The 19,732-nt window shown below is 67.0% G+C and carries 16 protein-coding genes; 10 read left to right on the forward strand and 6 right to left on the reverse strand.

Going from position 1 to position 19,732, the window contains the following annotated elements; all coding sequences use genetic code 11:
* Positions 1 to 83 precede the first annotated feature (83 nt).
* The 5 genes from FHT98_RS04405 to FHT98_RS04425 are packed head-to-tail and all read right to left on the reverse strand — an operon-like array spanning position 84 to position 5,920.
* Entirely contained in the window at positions 84 to 1,571 is a 1,488-nt protein-coding gene (locus FHT98_RS04405; RefSeq protein ID WP_142112682.1) for a M81 family metallopeptidase, read from the reverse strand.
* Between the two features lie 41 nt (positions 1,572 to 1,612).
* On the reverse strand, positions 1,613 to 2,458 hold the full coding sequence (locus FHT98_RS04410; RefSeq protein WP_061969191.1) for an ABC transporter permease: 846 nt from the start codon (positions 2,456 to 2,458) through the stop codon (positions 1,613 to 1,615).
* Positions 2,455 to 3,387, reverse strand: a complete 933-nt coding sequence (locus FHT98_RS04415) for an ABC transporter permease (RefSeq protein ID WP_061969193.1) — start codon at positions 3,385 to 3,387, stop codon at positions 2,455 to 2,457. The genes FHT98_RS04410 and FHT98_RS04415 overlap by 4 nt, the downstream gene beginning before the upstream one ends.
* A gap of 33 nt (positions 3,388 to 3,420) precedes the next feature.
* The gene (locus tag FHT98_RS04420) at positions 3,421 to 4,989 is read right to left on the reverse strand and encodes an ABC transporter substrate-binding protein (protein WP_142112684.1); all 1,569 of its coding nucleotides are present in this window, start codon (positions 4,987 to 4,989) and stop codon (positions 3,421 to 3,423) included.
* Positions 4,990 to 5,041: 52 nt separating this feature from the next.
* Positions 5,042 to 5,920 (reverse strand): MurR/RpiR family transcriptional regulator, encoded by an 879-nt coding sequence (locus FHT98_RS04425; protein ID WP_142112686.1) that lies wholly within the window; start codon positions 5,918 to 5,920, stop codon positions 5,042 to 5,044.
* 140 nt (positions 5,921 to 6,060) lie between these two features.
* Between FHT98_RS04425 and FHT98_RS04430 the strand changes: the two genes are divergently transcribed.
* The 10 genes from FHT98_RS04430 to FHT98_RS04475 all read left to right on the forward strand — a co-directional run bounded on the left by FHT98_RS04430 (position 6,061) and on the right by FHT98_RS04475 (position 18,250).
* Positions 6,061 to 7,338: an NAD(P)/FAD-dependent oxidoreductase gene (locus tag FHT98_RS04430; RefSeq protein WP_142112688.1), complete on the forward strand. Its 1,278-nt coding sequence runs from the start codon at positions 6,061 to 6,063 to the stop codon at positions 7,336 to 7,338.
* Positions 7,339 to 7,484: 146 nt separating this feature from the next.
* A complete protein-coding gene (locus tag FHT98_RS04435) occupies positions 7,485 to 9,122 on the forward strand; it encodes a methyl-accepting chemotaxis protein (protein WP_091856390.1) in 1,638 nt (545 codons plus the stop codon).
* A 26-nt stretch (positions 9,123 to 9,148) separates the two neighbouring features.
* On the forward strand, positions 9,149 to 9,613 hold the full coding sequence (locus FHT98_RS04440; RefSeq protein WP_142112691.1) for a chemotaxis protein CheW: 465 nt from the start codon (positions 9,149 to 9,151) through the stop codon (positions 9,611 to 9,613).
* A complete protein-coding gene (locus FHT98_RS04445) occupies positions 9,613 to 10,890 on the forward strand; it encodes a CheR family methyltransferase (protein WP_142112693.1) in 1,278 nt (425 codons plus the stop codon). The genes FHT98_RS04440 and FHT98_RS04445 overlap by 1 nt, the downstream gene beginning before the upstream one ends.
* Positions 10,891 to 10,910: 20 nt before the next feature.
* Positions 10,911 to 11,585, forward strand: a complete 675-nt coding sequence (locus FHT98_RS04450) for a chemotaxis protein CheW (protein WP_248309140.1) — start codon at positions 10,911 to 10,913, stop codon at positions 11,583 to 11,585.
* Positions 11,582 to 13,846: a hybrid sensor histidine kinase/response regulator gene (locus FHT98_RS04455; RefSeq protein ID WP_142112698.1), complete on the forward strand. Its 2,265-nt coding sequence runs from the start codon at positions 11,582 to 11,584 to the stop codon at positions 13,844 to 13,846. Before FHT98_RS04450 ends, FHT98_RS04455 begins: the two co-directional genes overlap by 4 nt.
* 28 nt (positions 13,847 to 13,874) lie before the next feature.
* The gene (gene cheB, locus FHT98_RS04460; protein WP_142112700.1) at positions 13,875 to 14,894 is read left to right on the forward strand and encodes a chemotaxis response regulator protein-glutamate methylesterase; all 1,020 of its coding nucleotides are present in this window, start codon (positions 13,875 to 13,877) and stop codon (positions 14,892 to 14,894) included.
* A 13-nt stretch (positions 14,895 to 14,907) separates the two neighbouring features.
* A complete protein-coding gene (locus FHT98_RS04465; protein ID WP_142112702.1) occupies positions 14,908 to 15,930 on the forward strand; it encodes a GGDEF domain-containing response regulator in 1,023 nt (340 codons plus the stop codon).
* Positions 15,931 to 16,079: 149 nt separating this feature from the next.
* The gene (locus tag FHT98_RS04470; protein ID WP_248309141.1) at positions 16,080 to 17,090 is read left to right on the forward strand and encodes a sterol desaturase family protein; all 1,011 of its coding nucleotides are present in this window, start codon (positions 16,080 to 16,082) and stop codon (positions 17,088 to 17,090) included.
* The gene (locus tag FHT98_RS04475) at positions 17,087 to 18,250 is read left to right on the forward strand and encodes a GNAT family N-acetyltransferase (RefSeq protein ID WP_142112704.1); all 1,164 of its coding nucleotides are present in this window, start codon (positions 17,087 to 17,089) and stop codon (positions 18,248 to 18,250) included. Before FHT98_RS04470 ends, FHT98_RS04475 begins: the two co-directional genes overlap by 4 nt.
* Here FHT98_RS04475 and FHT98_RS04480 read toward each other — a convergent pair.
* Positions 18,174 to 19,694, reverse strand: coding sequence for a glucosamine inositolphosphorylceramide transferase family protein (locus FHT98_RS04480; protein WP_142112707.1), 1,521 nt, complete (start codon positions 19,692 to 19,694; stop codon positions 18,174 to 18,176). The two genes, FHT98_RS04475 and FHT98_RS04480, sit on opposite strands and share 77 nt — an antisense overlap.
* Positions 19,695 to 19,732: the final 38 nt, after the last annotated feature.

The following is a 19,732-nucleotide window of genomic DNA, read 5'->3' on the forward strand; positions in this document are numbered from 1 at the left end:
AGGGTACCGCACTCCCGCGCCAATGCGAACAGGGCCGATGCGTCGCCGCGCCGGCCTTGTCGATTTCAAGACTGCTCGCGGCCTCACGCCACCTTGTCGAGCGGGTAGAGCGGCCGGCGCACCCGGCGATAGGGCAGCTTGCTGAGATCCGGGGTGCAGAGCGCCCCGCTGTCGCAAACGATGACCTTGCCAGCGACCGGCTCGAAGGCCGCGCGGAAATGCTGCATCGACTTCAGCCCGACAACACGCTTCGCGGCCGGGTCGATGCCGAAGGCGCGGAACTGCTGCAGGTCGTTCATCTGGGCGCGGATGGTCGTGACGAGGATCTCGACATCGCCGACGCGCAGCACAGCACAGGGCCCCCAGCTCGCCTGCAACCCGCCCATCATCGGGCCGTCGCCGACCCAATCGCCATCGCTGACGCTGACGAGCGTGCCGGTCAGCTCAAGCGGCCCGCCGCCGATCTCGGGATCGACCTTGCCGCCGAGCTTGACCGAGACCGTCGAGCCCGGCTTGCCCTTGCGCAATTCGGCGGCGACCTCCGGATCAACCATCGGGCCGAAACAGGCGTCCTTTAGATCGGCTGCGATCATGCCCTTGAGCAGGCCCGTCGCATCGCCATAGCCGCCACCGCCGGGATTGTCGGCGTAGTCGGCGATGATCAGCGGCCCCTTCGCCGCGACATAGGACCTGGCTTCAGCCACCGCGTCCTCGACCGAGAGGAATTCCGTGACCTTCTCGAAGCGGCGCTGCCACATGTCCTCGACCATCGCCTCGGCGAAGGCCTGATGCTTCTCGCGCTCGCCGTCGCAGGTGACGAGCACGGTCGGGCCGACCTCGTGGATATCGGCATTGCCGAAGCCGCCATTGACGCTGACGGCGAAGACGTTCGCCTCCTTCTCATAGGCCTTGGCCTTGGCGATGCGCTCGACCATCGGGCCGATATCGGTACGCCCGCCATTGACCTCCTCCAGCATCGGCCGCTCGGCCCGCAGCGTCACCGGCCTGATCTCGCCCTTCATGGTCCGCTGCATGATGCCGGCCGCAAGCTTGCCGGTCTCGCGCACATCGACATGCGGGTAGGTCTTGTAGGAGACGACGATATTGGCGAGATCGGTCATCTTGCGGGTGACGTTGGCATGGGGGTCGAGCGTGATGCCGATCGGAACGTCAGGCCCGAGCACGGCGCGGACCCGCTCCAGCAACTCGCCCTCGCCGTCCTCGCAGAACTCCGTGACCATGGCGCCGTGGAGGCCGAGCAGCACGCCGTCGATTTGGCCCGCATGCGCCTTCGCGGTCTCGACGATCACGCCGGCGATACGGTCGAAAGCATCGCGCGTCACCGGCCCGGAAGGCTGGGCGGCGGCGCTGATCGCATGGATGACCTTCCACCCCGCCGGGCGGCCGATATCGAGAAAGCCGGCGATCGGCGTGTTGGCCTCGGCCCGCGCGGCGATCGCGTCATCGCCAAGCTGGATGCCGCGATCGGTGAAGGCGGCGTAATCGGCCGGGCAGCGGCTGAAGGTGTTGCTCTCATGCGAGAACTCGGCGGTCAGGACGGTGAAGCTCATGGCGTTCCTCGCGGTTTTCTCTCTGTGTCCGATGGTGGTCGTCAGCCGTCCCGCAGCGGACGGCGGATATCGAGCGCCTCGATCAGCGCATCGCCGAACAGGTTGATGGCGATGACGGTGGTGGCGATGACGAGACCGGGGAAGATGATGATCCAGGGCGCGATGAAGATCTGCGCGGTGCCGGAGCTCATCATCGCCCCCCAGCTCGGGACGGGCGGCTGAGCGCCGAGCCCGAAGAAGCCGAGCGTCGCTTCGAGCACGATCGCATCGCCCGTCGCCAGCATGCCGGCGACGATCACCGGCGTCATCGCATTGGGCAGGAGATGCAGGAAGAGCACGCGCCCCGGCCTGGCGCCCGCCGTCACCGCCGCATCGACGAAGAGCTCGCCCTTCAGCGCCATCACCTGCGCCCGCGTCAAACGGGTGAACTGCGCGAGATAGGCGATCGCAATGGCGATCGCGGTCGAATGCAGCCCGGGTCCGAGGATCGCGATCAGGATCAGCGCCAGCAGGATGTCCGGGAAGGACCAGGTCAGGTCGACGAAGACGGTGACGATCCTGTCGAAGATGCCGCCGAAATAACCTGCGGCGGCGCCCAGCGTCGCGCCCATCAGCACCGACAAGGCGATCGAGAGCACGCTGACGCTGAGCGAGGTCCGCGCCCCCTGGATGATGCGTGAGAGCAGGTCGCGCCCGAATTCGTCGGTGCCGAGCCAATGGGCGACTGACGGCGGCGTGTTGGCCATGGAGAGCTTCTGCGCGGCGTAGTCGTAAGGTGCGATCCAGGGCGCGAAGATCGCGCAGAGCACGAGCGCGAGCAGGAACAGCGCGCAGATGGCGCCGCGTGGCGAGCGGAGGATGCGGCCAGCAAGGGATTTGCGGCTCATCGTGCACCCATCGCTTCGCGCAGGCGCGGATCGAGCGCCGCCTGGGCGAGGTCGCCGATCAGCGTACCGAGCATCACCGCGATCGCGAGCATCAAGAGGCAGCCCTGCACCAGCGGATAGTCGCGCTGGCCCAGGCCCGTGATCAGCAGGGAACCGAGCCCCGGCCGGGCGAAGACATATTCGACCGTGACCGCGCCACCGAGAATCCAGCCGATGCGCAGGCCGAGGATGGTCATCACCGGCAGCATCGCCTGCTGCAGCACGTGCCGGAGCTGGATGCGCCAGAACGGCACGCCCTTGGCCTGCAGCACCCGCACGAAATCCCGTTGCGAGATCTCGACCATGGCGGCGCGGGTGACGCGGGCGATCAACGCCGTGCCGCCGATGCCGATGGTCAGCGCCGGCAGCACCAGCGCGTCCCATGTCCGCGCGCCTGAGACCGGGAACCATTCGAACTGCACGGCGAACATCAGGATCATCAGGAGCGCCAGCCAGAAGCTCGGCAGCGTCGACCCCAGCAGGATGAAGCCCATCACCGCCCGGTCGAACAGGCTGTCGCGGAAGGAGGCCGCGAGCACGCCGGTGACGATCCCGACCACCGTCGAGAAGAGCAGCGCCGTGCCGCCGAGCGCGAGGCTGTGCGGCATGTTCTCGGCGATGAGCTGCGAAACCGGCTGTCGCATCACGATGGCGTCGCCAAAGTCGCCAGTCACGACCTTGGCGAGCCAGCGCCCGTACTGGACCAGCAGCGGCTGGTCCAGCCCGTAGCGCGCGATCATCTGCGCCCGCTGCTCGGGCGAGGAGCCGACCTGGATCAGATGCTCCAGCGGGTCGCCCGGCACGAGATGGATGATCATGAAGATCACCAGCGAGACGGCGAGGAAGACCGGCACCAGCATGGCGAGGCGCCGGATCGCGAAGCGCAGCAAGGATCGATCTCCTGCGTGATACGTCGTCCCGGCTCAGTTCGCCGGCGCGATGTCGAGCATGGTCGGCCCGTAGAAGCCGGTGCCGCGGATCGTCTCGGGCACGGTGATGCGCTTGCCATAGGCCACGCTCTGCACCGGCTGGTAGATCGGCGCGAACGGATACTGCGACAGCACGTACTCGTGGTACTTGGTGAAGTTCTCGACGCGCTCGTCCCAGGTCTTGGACTTGTTCATGGCGATGTCGTTGAGCTTCTCCGCCTCGGGATCGTTGAACATCGAGACATTGGGGTAGCCCGCGCGCTTGGCGGCGAAGAACCAGTCGACGATATCGGCATTGGTCCACTGATAGGCACGCACCGCGAGCTGGTGCTCGGTCTTCTTGCGGTACTGCGCATTGATCGAGCCGGCATCGATGATGCTGATCTCGGCCTGCATGCCGACAGCCTTGAGCTGCGCCTGCACGATCTCGGCGAGGCGCTTGAACTCGGTGCCGTTCTGGGCCCAGAGCTTCACCTCGAGGCGCTTGCCGTCCTTGACGCGGATGCCGTCGGGGCCAGGCTTCCAGCCGGCTGCTTCGAACACCTTCTTCGAGCGCTCCGGATCGTAGGAGATCTTGTACTTCGGATCGACCTGCGCCTCCTTCAGCGAGGAGATCAGGAAGGTGTCGGCGACAGCGCCATTGCCGCCATAGAGGCTGGTCAGGATTTCCTTCTGGTTCACGGCAAAGGCGGTCGCCTCGCGCACCTTGATGTCGGTGAACGGCTCGACGCTGGTATTGATCGGCATGTAGACCAGCTCGTTGCCGGGGATGGTCACGAGCTTCACCGCCTTGTCGGCCTGGATGCGCGGCAGGAAGTCGGTCGGGACATTGACGAGCAGATCCGCTCCGCCGGTCTTGAGTTCGAGATAGGCGGTCGATTCCTCGCCGATCTCGCGGAAGGTCAATTTCTTGAACTTGGCCGGCCCCTGGTTCTTCGAGAGGTCGGAGGCCCATTTGTAGTCGTCATTGCGGACGAGCACGGTCTGCTGGCCGACGGTGAACTGCTGCATCTTGTAGGGGCCGGTGCCGATCGCCTCGGTCACGCCGAACTTGTCGCCCAGCGCCTCGTAGGATTTCGGCTCCGGCACGCACATGAAGGAGCTGGCGAGGTTGAACAGCAGGTTCGGGTCGGGGTGCTTCATGTGGAAGCGCACGGTCAGGTCGTCGACCACCTCGACCTTGTCGACAGCCTCGACGGTGAAGGCATTCTCGGTGCCCTTGAACTGCGGCACCCACCATTCGATCGTCTTGGCGTTGAACGGCTCGCCATTGTGGAACTTGACGCCGGGCTTCAGCTTGAAGGTCCAGAGCATGCCGTCCGGGCTCGTTTCCCAGGAGGTCGCGAGCTGGCCGTGGAAGCTCTGGTCAGCATCCTGCACCACCAGCCGGTCGAAGATCAGCGTCGTCGCCGTATTGAGCTTCGTCGCCTTGATCGGGTTGTAGGTCGGCGCGCCGACGAGGCGCGCGGTCATCACGAACGTGGCTTCCTGCGCCAGCGCCGTCGTGGCGGCGAACGCCGACAGGCCCAGCGCCAGCAGGCTCCCCTTGATCATCGTCTTCATCCCGCTTCCCCTTTTTGTTTCGAGATGCTGCAAAGAGCTGTGATTGCGTCCGTCAGCCGAGTGGGCCGGAACTGTCCCCCGCATGGCCGGTGAAATGGCCGTAGAGCGCGGCCATCCGGTTCAGGCGCGCCTCGACCTGCGGGCCGAGCTCGACGAAGACCGCGTTGATCAGCAGGTTGCTGAGGCTCGCCATCTGCGCGGTCGAGTCCCAGAACAGGTTGAACTCGGTCGAGACGACCAGCATCTCGTCGACGAGCCCCTGCCCCCAGTCGCAGAAGGAATCGGTGATCAGCGTGGTCCTGATGCCCGCCGCCTTGGCCTGCCCGGCCAGCACCTTGGCCATGCGCGAATAGCGCCGCGCCTCGAAGATCACGAGGCAGCGCCCCTCCTCCCCGGACAGCAGCAATTCCGAGAAATTGCCTGCCGCGAGATCGGCCAGATGCACGCCGTCGCGCAGATACTGGAGCTGGTTGGCGAGGTATTGCGCGAGGCCGCGCTCGGTCTGGAATCCCGTGACATGAACGGAAGGCGCCGTCGCCAGACGGCGGGCCACTCGTTTCCACTCCTCGCTCTGGGCGAGCTCATAGATGCGCACGAGACCGGCGATCTCGAGCTGGAGGCTGCGCGCCAGTTGATCGTCGCCGGCAAGGCTGCGCTGCTGGAAATCGCGCAGGCGGTCGCTGATCAGCCAGGGCCTGTCGCCGATCTCCTCGGCGAGGCTGGCCTTGAGGTCCTTCAGGCTCCTGTAGCCGAGCGTCCGGCAGAAGCGCCCGACCGTCGGCTCGCTGAGCGAGACCTTCTCGGCCAGGCTCGCCGCCGTCTCGAAGGGCAGGCTCGGCATCTGCGCCAGCATATAGCTCGCCAGCGCCTTGTCGGCTTTCGAGCCGCTGGCGAGGCAAGCCTGCAATCTCTGGCGAAGCGTCTGCGACATCGGCACTCCCGCGTTCCGGGAGATCAAGAAATTTTTCTTTCAAGCTGTCAAACAGTTTTTATTTTCTTGCAAAACCTGTTCAAGTGGGGCTCGCTTCCGCTATGCCCGGCTTGGGGCAGATGGAACGGATTCCGACGACGATGGCGACCGCGACAGGACAGGCCGATGTGATCGTGCTCGGCGCTGGCATCGTCGGCGTCAGCGTGGCGCTGCATCTGCAGGAGCGTGGCCGGCGCGTGCTGCTCGTCGATCGCGGCGAGCCGGGTGCCGAGACCAGCCATGGCAATGCCGGGCTGATCGAGCGCTCTTCCGTCGTGCCCTATGCCTTCCCGCGCGATCTCGCGACATTGGCGAGCCTCGCCTCGAACCGCTCCATCGCCGTGCGCTACCGTCCGGCGGCCCTGCTGCGGATGGCGCCCTGGCTCGCGCGCTACTGGTGGAACTCGGCCCCTGACCGGCTCGACAGGCTCGGCCGCGCCATCCTGCCCTTGATCGAGCGCTGCATCGATGAGCACCGGCGCTGGACGCAAGCGGCCGGCACCGAGGCCCTGATGCGCGGCGAAGGCTGGATCGAGCTCTATCGCACGCAGAAAGGCCTCGATCTGGCGACCCGCGGGGCGGCCGAACTGGCTGCCTACGGCCTCAGCTATGATCTGCTCGATGACGCCGCGCTGCGCCGTCTGGAGCCCGGCCTGCTCGCCGGCAGCGTTGCCGGCGCGGTGCATTGGCGCGACCCGGTCACGGTCAGCGACCCCGGCGCGGTGACGCGCGCCTATGCAGCACTCTTCGTCGCGCGCGGCGGCCTGCTGAAACCGGCCGACGCGACCGGCCTGCATCAGGAGGACGGGCAGTGGCGCCTGTCAGTCGACGGCGCGGAATGGCGCGCGCCGGAGACCGTCGTCGCGCTGGGACCATGGTCGAGCGATCTCATCGAGCGCTTCGGCTATCGCTTCCCGATCGGCTTCAAGCGCGGCTACCACATGCATTACGACAGCGCCCACGAAGCCGCGCCGCGGCATCCGCTCTGCGATGCCCAGGCCGGCTTCGTGCTGACGTCGATGCAGCGTGGCATCCGTCTGACCACCGGGATAGAGCTCGCCGGCCGCGACGAGCCCTCGGATTCCTGGCAGCTCGACCGGGCCGAGCGCATCGCGCGGCAGATCGTGCCTCTGGGCCGCCGCCTCGATGCCGAACCCTGGCGCGGCGCCCGCCCCTGCCTGCCCGACATGCTGCCGATCATCGGAGCCGCGCCACGCCATCGCGGCCTCTGGTTCGCTTTCGGCCACGCCCATCACGGCTTCACTTTAGGACCCGCGACCGGCCGCCTGCTCGCGGAAATGATGACCGGCGCGCCGACCCTGTGTGACCCTGCGCCCTTCGCGGCCGAACGTTTCCTGCCGCAGGCCCGCAGCGCCTGACGGCACGGCCGCGACACTGTACAGCTATCATTGCGAAGCGTTTCCGCAACGGAGACGCAATAACTCCTCGCTAACAATGATCTGCGAACGATTTGGCTCATGCAGCAGCCCGAAGCGACCGGCGCGCCGCAACGATGGATTGAGCGATGAAGAGCCTGACGATACGCCGCCGCATCCTGATCAGCTTCGCCGCGATCCTCGCAGTGATGACCGCCATGGCCGGCGCCAGCTATCTCTGGTTCCTCCAGGCCCAGCGGCAGGCCATCGAGGTCGAGGCCAAGACCATTCCCGGCCTCGATATCAGCGCGCAGCTCTTGGCGAGCTGGACGGAGACGCGCGGATTGATCCGCGAGTTCGTGCTGGCCGACACCCCGGAGGAGAAGCGACAGGTCGCGGAAGCCGTTGCCGCCAATCGCGAAGCCATGCGCGGGCTTCTCAGAAGCTACGACGCAGCCGTCACCACCGCTGAAGACCGGAAGAATCACACACTTTTCAAAGACCTCTTCGACCAGTTCACCGCAGCCGCGGACCCGATCATCGCAGCGGGCAGGCTCTCAGGCGCCAATGAACCGGCACTCAACCAGAGCGCAACAGCGAAGCGAGACCTGGACCCGATCGCAGCCCGGATTCAGTCCGTGGCCAAGGCCATGATCGCGTTCAACAAGGCCGAAGCCGATGCTTCGACCCGCAAGATCGTCGCCATCGTCGAGGCGGCCGAGCTCGGATTGATCGTCTGTTTCGTGATCGCATTCATCCTCGCGATTCTCTGCGGCTATCTGCTGTTCCGGGCCGTCACGGTGCCGCTCGGCAAGCTGCTCGGCATCGTCGACACGATGCGGCGCGGCGATTTCAGCGAGCGCCTGACGCTCGCCCGGCGCGACGAATTCAGCACGGTCGCCGACGGCGTCAACGCCATGGCCGACGATCTCGCCGGGTTGATCGGCCAGATCCAGAAGTCGAGCATCCAGGTCAACACCTCGATCACCGAGGTTGCCGCGACCTCGAAGGAACAGCAGGCGACCGCCAACGAGATCGCCGCCACCACGACCGAGATCGGCGCCACTGCCAAGGAGATCTCCGCCACCTCCAACGAACTCGCCCACACGATGGACGAGGTCTCGGCCGTCGCCGAGCAGACCGCGACGCTCGCCAATGGCGGGCAGGCCGGGCTCGCGCGCATGGAAAGCACGATGCGGCAGGTGATGGAGGCCGCAGGCGCGATCAACGCCAAGCTCGCGATCCTCAGCGAGAAGGCCGGCAACATCAACCAGGTCGTCACCACCATCACCAAGGTCGCCGACCAGACCAACCTGCTCTCGCTCAATGCCGCAATCGAGGCCGAGAAGGCCGGGCAATATGGCCGCGGCTTCGCGGTGGTCGCGACCGAGATCCGCCGCCTCGCCGACCAGACCGCCGTCTCGACCTACGACATCGAGCAGATGGTCAAGGACATCCAGTCGGCCGTCGCCGCCGGCGTGATGGGCATGGACAAGTTTTCCGAGGAGGTGCGGCGCGGCATGCAGGAGGTCCAGCAGGTCGGAGGCCAGCTCTCGGAGATCATCGAGCAGGTCCAGGGGCTTGTTCCGCGCTTCGAGGGGGCCAATGAAGGCATGCAGGCGCAGGCGACCGGGGCCGGCCAGATCAGCGAGGCGCTCTCCCAGCTCAGCGAGGCCGCGCAGCAGACGGTCGAATCCCTGCAGCAGTCGACGCTCGCCATCGACGAGCTCAACCAGGTCTCGAACGGGCTGCGCAGCTCGATCTCGCGCTTCAAGCTGCGCGCCTGACAGGAAGGGCGGAACGGAACCGCACGATGCTGTTTCTGATGTTCCAGCTGGGGCAGGATCGCTACGTGCTCGAGACCGGGCAGGTCGAGGCCGTGCTGCCGCTGCTCGCGACCAAGCAATTGCCCGGCGCGCCCGCAGGCGTGGCCGGCGCGATCAGCTATCGCGGCCGGCCGGTGCCGGTCATCGATCTCGCAGTGCTGGCGCTCGGGCGCCCGGCCGAGCCGCGCCTGAGCACCCGCATCATCCTCCTGCGCTACCCCTCCGGTCCCGGTCGCGACGACCTTCTCGGTTTGCTGGTCGAGCAGGCGGTCGAGACCATCGCGCGCGATGCGGCGGATTTCACCACCTCCGGCGTCGAGGCCGGCATGCCGCCCTATCTCGGCCCGGTCGCCAGCGATGAGCGCGGCCTGATCCAATGGGTCCGGGGCGAGGCCCTGCTCACGCCCGAAATCCGCGACATCCTGTTCCGTCAGCAAGCGGCAGAGCCGTGATGGACGAGACCGCTCCGATCCGGGATTTCGAGAAGCTGCTCAGGGAAACCATCGGCCTGAGCATGGAGACGGTCGGCGCCTCCGTGATCCGCCATGCCCTCAAGCGGCGGATGACCGCCTGCGCCATCCCCGACCTTCACGCCTATTGGGCGTTCGTGACCGAGAGCCCGGCCGAGCGGCAGGAGCTGGTCGACGCGGTCATCGTCCCCGAGACCTGGTTCTTTCGCGATCGTGAGGCCTTCGGTGCGATGGTCCGGCATCTGCGCGAGCACCGGACCGGCAATCGCCCGCTGAGACTGCTCAGCCTGCCCTGCTCGACCGGCGAGGAACCCTATTCCATCGCGATGGCCCTGCTCGATGCCGGCTTTCCGGATGGCAGCTTCCAGATCGATGCGATCGACATCAGCACCCGCAACCTCGTCCATGCCGAGCGCGCCATCTACGGCAAGAATTCCTTCCGCGGCACCGATATCGCCTTTCGCGATCGCTATTTCGAGGCCTGTGACGGTGGTTTCAGACCACATGACATCGTCCGCCGGCACGTCCGCTTCCGCCTCGGCAATGTGCTGGCCACGGCAACGAATGCCGGCCAGGAGGCCTATGACGTCGCCTTCTGCCGGAACCTGCTGATCTATTTCGACCGCGAGACACAAGGTGCGGCGCTGATCCGGCTCCGGCAGATGCTGGCCGATGACGGCCTGCTGCTGGTCGGCCCGGCCGAATCCGGCCTGCCGCCTCTGCTCGGCTTCGCATCGGTACGCTTTCCGCGGGCATTCGCGTTCGTGAAGGCACAGGCCGCCCGCGTGAAACCCGCCGAGCCGCCGGCTGCGCGAAAGCCACCGCCGGCTCCGGCGAAGGCTGCCCCCTCGCTCCAGGCCAAACCGGCCGCACCGCTCTCGACGCCACGTCCCTTCACCCAAAAGGCGCCGCTCGCCGCGCCGTCCGCGCCCGCGTCGGATCGGGCAGCAGCCAGCCTGGCGGGGATCGAGCGCGCCGCCGATGCCGGGCGCCTCGCCGAGGTGAGCGCAGCCGCCGAGCGCCATATCGCCGAATTCGGCCCCTCGCCGGATGCGTTCTACTGGCTGGGGCTTGCCCATGACGCGGCCGATGCGATGGAGGACGCCATGCGGAACTACCGCAAGGCGCTCTATCTCGCCCCGGACCACCAGCGGGCACTGGCCCAGCTCAGGCTGCTCCAGCAGCGACGAGGCGATCATAGCGGCGCCAAGGCCCTGGCCGACCGGCTCGACCGGCTGACGAAGCGGAGCGGCACCTGATGCCCGCCGATACTGATTCAATGACGACCGACGACATCGCCGAATGCTGGCGCGAGATCGGCGTCAGCGGCGACCGCTCCTGCCCGGAGCTGGACGAGCATCTCCATTGCCGCAACTGCCCGACCCATGCGCAGATCGCCCGCAAGCTGCTCGATCGTCCCTTGCCGCCGGGCTACCGCGACGAATGGACACGACATTTTGCCAGGCTCGACGAGAAGGCGCCCGAAGGCGAAGAGGTCGACAGCGTTCTGATCTTCCGCATCGGCGAGGAATGGCTCGGCCTGCCGGCGGGGATCTGCCGCGAGATCGCCGAGCCGCGCCCGGTCCATTCCTTGCCTCATCGCCGCAGCGAGGCTGTCCGCGGCATCGTCAATGTCCGGGGTGAACTCCTCATCTGCGTCTCGTTGCCCGCTCTGCTCGGCATCGGAGCCGCGGCCGCAACGCGCGGCGCCGAGCGGATCGCGATCTTCCCGCGCCTCGTCGTCACCGGCGAGGAGACCAGGCACGTCGCCTTCGAGGTCGACGAAGTCCATGGCCTGCACGCCTATCGCGCCCACGAGCGCGGCGCGGTGCCGGCAACGGTCGGCCGCGCGGCGGCCAGCGTCGTCGAGACGATGATCCCGTGGAACGGACGCGCAGTCGGCTGCCTCGATGCCAAGCGCCTGCTCGACCTGATCGACCGGAGCATCGCATGAGCGGCGAGGATCTCAGCGACCTCTCGATGCTCGAACTGTTCCGGGCGGAGCTTGCGGCGCAGTCGCAGGCCTTCACGACCGGTCTGCTTGCTTTGGAACGTGATCCGGCCGCCGCCGTCCATCTCGAAGCCTGCATGCGCGCCGCCCATTCGCTGAAGGGCGCCGCCCGCATCATCGATCTCGCGCCGGCCGTGCAGGTCGCGCACGAGATGGAGGAATGCCTCGTCGCCGCCCAGCACGGCAAGATCCGGCTGAACCGCAGGCATATCGACGCGCTGCTCGCCGGCATCGACCTGCTCGGCGAAATCGCTTCCGGATCAGGGGAGCCGGACACCCAGACCGGAGCACGAATCGAGGCCTTCGCACAGACCTTGCGCGGCGCTTCCCAGACGAGCGACGCACCCTCGCCGGGCGCATCCGGTCCAGATGCCAACCCGGCCGGCATGGCACCCGGCGCAGAGCCGCCTCTCCCGCCTGCTGCCCTCCCCGAAACGCCTGCGCCTATCGGAGATTCCGCGACCGGCGAGCGCATGGTCAGGGTCACCGCCGACAGCCTGAACCGCCTGCTCGGCCTTGCCGGTGAATCGCTGATGTCGGCGCGCCGGCTGCGCCCGTTCAATGATGGTTTGCTGCGGCTGCGGCGCGTCCAGGCCGAGCTCACCAAGAGCTTCGAGGACCTGCAGGCCGCAATGCCCGCCGATGGCGCCGGCAGGGCGGCACAGGCGCTGGCGACCGCACAGCTCAAGCTGGCCGAGGGCCAGGCGCTGCTCGCCCAGCGTCTCGACGAGATGGACACGGTCGACCGGCGCGCGACCGATCTCGCCAACCGGCTCTACGACGAGACGCTGGCAAGCCGGATGCGCCCCTTCGAGGACGGAGTCCGGCATTTCGAGCGCAATGTCCGCGATATCGGTCGCGCACTGGGCAAGACGGTGCGCCTCGACATCGTCGGTGGCGCCACCAGCATCGACCGGGATATCCTCGACCAGCTCGACGCGCCCCTCGGTCATCTCCTTCGTAACGCGGTCGATCACGGCATCGAGGTGCCCGAGCAGCGCCGCACCGCCGGCAAGTCGGCGGAGGGTCTGGTCCGGCTCGAAGCCCGGCACAATGCCGGCCTGCTCCAGATCATCGTCTCCGACGATGGCGGCGGCATCGATATCGAGGCGCTCCGCCAGGCGACGCTCGCCCGCGGCCTGACCATGGCCGAAACCGTCTGGGACCTCAGCGAGGAGGAGCTGCTCGAATTCCTCTTTCTGCCCGGCTTCTCGATGAAGGCGACGGTCAGCGACATTTCCGGCCGCGGTGTCGGCCTCGACGCCGTGCAGGCGATGGTCCGGCAGGTCCGCGGCCAGGTCACCGTCGCCTCCGAGCCCGGCATCGGAACGCGTTTCCAGCTTCAGCTCCCGCTGACCCTCTCGGTGATCCGTGCCCTCCTCGTCGAGATCGACGGCGAGCCCTATGCCTTGCCGCTCGCCGCGATCGCCCGCGCCCTGCGGCTGCCGCGCGACAAGATCGAGCTGCTCGAAGGCCGTCCGCATTTCCGCCATGGCGAGCAGCAGGTCGGGCTCGTCACTGCCCATGAGGTCCTCGGCCGGGGCGAAGCCGCGATCGGCGAAGCGGAGTTGCCGACGGTCGTCGTCGGCGAGGGCGACAATCTCTATGCGCTGGTGGTCGACCGCTTTCTCGGCGAGCGCGAACTCGTGGTCCGGCCGCTCGATCCGCGCCTCGCCAAGGTCAAGGACGTCAGCGCCGCCGCCCTGATGGACGATGGCTCGCCGGTCCTGATCCTCGATGTCGAGGACCTGATCCGCTCGATGGACAAGCTGGTCTCGGGCGGGCGCCTCAGGACGCTGGAACGCAGCGTGTCGCGCGCCGGCCAGAAACGGCGCAAGCGCGTCCTCGTCGTCGACGATTCGCTGACGGTGCGCGAACTGGAGCGCAAGCTGCTCGACCATCACGGCTTCGAGGTCGAGGTCGCCGTGGACGGCATGGACGGCTGGAACGCGGTGCGCTCCGATCCGTTCGACCTCGTCGTCACCGATGTCGACATGCCCCGCATGGACGGCATCGAGCTCGTCACCCTGATCAAGCGCGACCCCAACCTGCGGAACCTGCCGGTGATGATCGTTTCCTACAAGGACCGCGAGGAGGATCGCCGCCGCGGCCTCGATGCCGGCGCGGATTACTATTTGACCAAGGGGAGCTTCCACGACGAAACTTTGATCCATGCGGTCGTCGACCTGATTGGCGAGCCATGAATCCGGGCATCCGCTGTGGGGGCGTTTCATGAGAATCGGTCTGGTCAACGACCTGCCGATGGCGGTCGAGCTGTTGCGACGCGTCATCGCTTCCACGGTGGAGCACGAGGTCGCCTGGATCGCCATGAACGGCCGCGAGGCGGTCGAGGCCTGCCGGCGCGACCGGCCCGACCTGATCCTGATGGACCTGAACATGCCGGAGATGGACGGCATCGAGGCGACGCGCCGGATCATGGCCGAGACGCCCTGCCCGATCCTGCTGGTCACGGCCAGCGTCGATGCCAATGTCTCCGGCGTCTACGACGCGATGGGCCATGGCGCGCTTGATGCGGTCGATATTCCCAGCGTCGGTCTCGGCGGCCATACCTCGGCGCAGACGGCCGCCCTGCTGACGCGCATCGCGACGATCGGTCGCCTGTCGCGCAACCTGCCGCCGGTGAACCCGAGCCCCCGCCGGCCGCCGGCAGCGGCCTCTCCCTCCCAGCGTCTCGTCGCCATCGGCGCCTCCGCCGGCGGTCCGGCCGCCGTGGCGACCCTGCTTGGTGGGCTCGCGCCCGAATTCCCGGCTGCGATCATCCTGGTCCAGCACCTCGACGAGCAGTTCGTGCCGGGCTTCGCAAGCTGGCTCGGCGAGCATTGCCGCCTGCCCGTCCGGCCGGCCCGCGAAGGCGACAGGCCGGAGCGCGGCACCGTGCTGATCGCGGCAAGCCCCGATCATCTCGTTTTCAAGCCGGGCGGCGAGCTAGGCTATCGGGCCGAGCCGCGCGACTATCCCTATCGTCCGTCGGTCGACGTGTTCTTCGAGAGCGTTGCGGAAAGCTGGCAGGGAGACCCGATCGGCGTCCTGCTGACGGGCATGGGCCGCGACGGCGCCCGTGGCCTGAAACTGTTGCGCGACAGGCAGTGTTTGACGATCGCGCAGGACAAAGCCACAAGCGCGGTCTACGGGATGCCCAAGGCTGCAGCCGCCATCGGCGCGGCCGTCGAAATTCTACCACTGGGCGCGATCGCCCCTCGCCTGACCGAGGTGTACGCTCCGTCGCCCTGATGAAGGTTTTCCCATGACAGGCGAAACGAAATCCTCCCTGCCCGACGTCCCGCTTCCGGCCGACAGCTACCTGTCCATGGTCCTGCTGGTCGACGACCAGGTCATGGTCTGCGAAGCCGTCCGTCGCGCGCTGGCCCATCATGGTGATCTCGACTTCCACTATTGCACCGACCCGCTGGAGGCGATCGCGGTCGCCCAGCGCGTCAAGCCGACGGTCATCCTGCAGGACCTCGTCATGCCCGGCGTCGACGGGCTCGACCTCGTCCGGCAATATCGCAAGCATCCGGCCCTGCATGCCGTGCCCGTCATCGTGCTCTCCACCAAGGAGGACCCGTCGACGAAGAGCGAGGCGTTCCAGGCCGGCGCCAACGATTATCTCGTCAAGCTGCCCGACAAGCTCGAACTGATCGCCCGGGTGCGCTACCACACCCGCGCCTATCTCGATCATCTCCAGCGCGACGAGGCCTATCGCGCGCTGCGCGAAAGCCAGCGCGAGTTGATGCGCGCCAATCTCGAACTGGAACGCCTGACCCGGATCGACGGGCTCACCGGTCTCGGCAACCGCCGCTATTTCGACGAATATCTCGCCGCCGAATGGAAGCGCTGCCAGCGCACCGAAAGCCCGCTCTCGGTGCTGATGATCGATGTCGACCATTTCAAGCGCTACAACGACGCCTATGGACATCTCGCCGGCGACGACGTGCTGAAGCAGGTCGCACGTGTGATCCAGGAGGGCTCGACCCGCTCGACCGACCTCGCCGCGCGCTTCGGTGGCGAGGAATTCGTGGTGATCCTGACCGGCGTGCCGCAGGAAGGCGCGAGCCATGTCGCCGAGCGGCTGGTGCAGGGCGTGCGCGAGCTGAACATCGCCCATGGCACTGAGCGGGTGACGATCAGCGTCGGCGTGGCGACCGCCTGGCCGGATGCCGAAGGCGATCCCGCCCGACTGGTCAATGCCGCCGACCTTGCTCTCTTCCGCGCCAAGAACGAGGGGCGCAACCGCTTGATCTATGCGGAGCTGTCGCCCGATCGCTGAATGGCGCAGCCCCGGATTCTGCGAATGCGGTCGCCCGGGCTTAACCAGAAATGGCTTAACCCCGGGCATCGACCTTTCATCCCGTCGGCCGAAGCCTTAATCACCAGCGTGCCAATGATGTGCCCCCCGCATCGATGATTGAGATGCCGATGTTTGCGCAAATGGCCGATTTCATCGGCAAGATCCTCGACAAGATCTCGGCGACGAGCCTGGTGGCGACCGGGATGCTCCTGCTGACGGCGCTGGTGAGCGCGCTCGTCGCCTATCTCAGGACGACGAAGGAGCGCAGCTTCCGCGAGTTCTTCGATTTCGTGTTTCCCCACGAGATCATCACCCACCCCTCGGCGAAGGCCGACCTGCTGTTCTGGGTCACGCGCAAGGCGCTCATGCCCTTCCTGATGCTGCCGGCGGGCATCACCTTCGTCGTCGCGGTCGGCTATGCGACCAACCGCCTGCTGGCGGCGCTCTTCCAGATCGACGCGCCGCTGATCCCCGGCCCGGCCGGCCCTGTCACCACGGTGATCTTCACCGTGACGATGCTGCTGGCCTACGACATCTCCTATTATTTCTACCATGTCGCGCAGCACCGCTTCCCGATCCTGTGGGAGCTGCACAAGGTCCATCATTCCGCCGAGGTGATGGTCGGCATCACCAAGGACCGGGTGCACCCGCTGGACGAACTGATGAACCGTGCCTGGGACGGCGTCATCCCCGGCATCTGCTTCGGCATCTGGTCGCTGGTCTCGCTCAATCTGGTCGAACTCACCGTCTTCGGCATCAATGTCTATGTGATGCGCAACATCCTGATGATGGACTTCGTCAGGCACACCCATTTCAAGATCTCGTTCGGATCGCTCAACAACGTCGTCCTGTGCCCGCATTGGCACCAGCTGCATCACAGCGTCGACCCGCGCCATTACGACAAGAATTTCGGCCTGCTCTTCTCGTTCTGGGATCGCTTCTTCGGGACGCTCTGCGTGCCGAAGCCCGACGAGGACTTCAAGTTCGGGCTGATGGAGCGCAATGTTCGCGACTACCAGTCCCTCTCCGGCCTCTATCTGATGCCGCTGAAACGGATGTGGCGGCAGATCAGGTTGCGCCTGCGCCCCCGCGCCAGCCAGCAGCAGGTCACGCCGGATATTGAGGAAACCCGGTCGTGAGCGGGCAGAAGCGGCTCGCTGCGGCAGGCGGCCGGCACATCGAGACGATCACCTCCTATCAGGAGTTCGCCGCGCTCGCGCCGGCCTGGAACGCCCTGTGGCAGCGTGCCGACGGCATCGTCTTCCAGAGCCATGCCTGGATCGATGCCTGGTGGCGCACCGCGACACGCCGCGACGACCGCGACCTCGTGATCGGCCTGGTCTGGAACGGCGCCGAGCTCGAAGCCGTGCTGCCCTTCGCCACGATCCGGCGCCGGGGCGTCACCGTATTGGAATGGGCGGCCAAGGAGCACAGCGACTACGGCGATGCCCTCCTGGCGCCGGACCGTAATCGCGATGCCGTCGCCGCGCTGTGGTGGGAGATCGCCGCGACCGGCCGCTTCGACATGCTCTATCTCAACCGGCTGCTGCCGGATGCCGCAATGCGGAGCATCATCGCCTCGGACATCACGGCGGGCACCTTGCGCCCGAACCATCGCAGCGAGATCAGCTATCGCGTCGCCGGCCCCTGGCAGCGCGGCACGGACTGGTTCGAGGCGCAGTCGAAGAAGACGCGGCAGAACTACCGGCGTGGCCGGAAATTCATGGAGGAAGGCGGCGAACTCTGCTTCCGTCTGATGGCGCCGGACGAGCCGCTGGAGCCGGTGCTCGCGCGCGTTGCCGCGCTCAAGCGCAAATGGCTGGAGCGGCATGGCCGCGCTTCCGACCTGTTCGATGAGGGCGCGCCCGCGCTTGCCGCGCTGGTCGGCGTGATGGCCCGGCTCGGCATCCTGCATGTCTTCGTGCTGGAACTGGCCGGCACCGTCGTCGCGGTCTCGATCAACGTCGTTCAGCGCCGGCGGATGATGGCCTTCATCACCACCTACGACCCGGAATTCGAGCGCGCCTCGCCCGGCATGGTCCTGATGATGGATTATATCCAATGGTCGATCGACCGGGGTTTGGAGATGGTCGACTTCATGTGCGGCGGCGAGGACTTCAAGCGGCGCTTCGCCACGCAATCCGAGACGCTGGATTCGGTGACCGGCGCGCGCACGCTGGTCGGACGGCTCGCCATGATGGCCGACGGCGCCGGCCATGCCCTCAGGAACTGGCGCTCGCGTCCGCCGGCTTCCGCCGAGCCAGCGGATTCCGCCGAACCATCGCCGAGCCATCGATGAATTCGAAGCCGCCGGCGCTGTTCAGGCTGTGCAGGCGACGACCGGGCCAGAGCGGACCGGCCTCCAGGATAGTCTCGATGTCCTGCGCGAAACCGGCATCGTCGAGTTGGGTGACGCGGGCGATGCCGAGCGCCTTGCCGTAACCCTGGCGGCAATCCTGCACCGGGCGCAGCAATTGGCCGTCACGCAGGACCATGCGGCCGGCGGGGCGCGCCGAGGCGATGTCGATCAGCACGGGATTGCGCCGATGCGGGGTCCAGGGCCCTCGGAAATCCGGCGCCGACCACAGATGCAACGCGTCGGAGAACGCCCCGCCGCCATCGCGCACCGTCGCGAACAGCCACCATAGCCCGTCCCGCTCGATGATTGTGGCGTCGCTCGCGGTGACGCCCTCGATCAGGGTCGCCTCCTTCACCCAGCCGCCCGGGAAGGCGGTGGCGCGGAACAGGTCGACCCGCCCCGCGCTGCAGCTTTCCGGAATCATCCAGATTTCCCCGTCCCGCGCGAAGACGAAGGGATAGGACAGGTGCCCCGGCTGCTCGAAGACGGGCTCGGGCCTACCCAACGGACCGTCCGATCCGAACTCGACCGCCGAGATGATGCCCTTGCCGGTCGCATGGACGAAATCCTCGACGAAGAGCGTGAGCCGGCCTTCGTGCAGGATCGGAAACGGATCGGCATAGAAGCGGGTGCCGTCATCCGGCAGATCGGTCCAGCCGCTGTCGGGATGCCGTTTCAACGCGAACAGGTCGGGGCCGTCGAACCTGCGCCAGCCGACCCGCCAATGCGGCGCGTGGAAACAGGCCCGGTAGACCAGTGCGAGCGCTTTCGAGACCCCGGCCTTGACGATGGTCTTCGCGATGCCGGCTTGCGGCGCGGACGTAGCCGGCTGCTCGGCCTCCATCACTGGCAGGACCGGAACACGCAGTCGCCCGCCGGACACGGCGGCAACGATCAGCGTCACCAGCCGGCTGAGGACGTCGTCCAGCGTCGCCAGAAGGACGCGGCCATACTCGGTTCCCGGGCGGCCGGCGGCGATCAGTTCGCCGCCTTCCTTCAGTTCGACCAGCGGCATCCGCCCGGCGAGCAAGGCAGCAACGAGAGCGCCCTCTCCCGCCTCTCCGTCGGCATGCAGGGTCCAGCGACGGCCCGGCACGACTGTCGCTCCCTTGCCGAGATCCAGAACCAGATCGGCAGCTCCGGCCGACCGGCCGGTCGGAACCGTCACAGCGCTGCGGGGCGCCGTAGCGAACAGGCTATCGGGCCGCAGGCCGTGGAGGAGGCCTTCGACGCGAAACAGAAGGCGGAGCCCGCTCCGGTCGGCCGGATCGGCCTCCGGCAGCAAAATCGATAGATCGAGGCCCGGAATGCCGCTCAGGCGATCGATCAGCAGGAGATGCCATCGCCGCAACGGCGAAGCACCGATCGTCAACGTCAGTCGCATGCCCCATCCCACGCGGCAGCGCGCGCCGAGCGGCTCGC

The organism is Allobosea sp. AK1 (assembly GCF_006714945.1).
Classification (GTDB): Bacteria; Pseudomonadota; Alphaproteobacteria; order Rhizobiales; family Beijerinckiaceae; genus Allobosea; species Allobosea robiniae.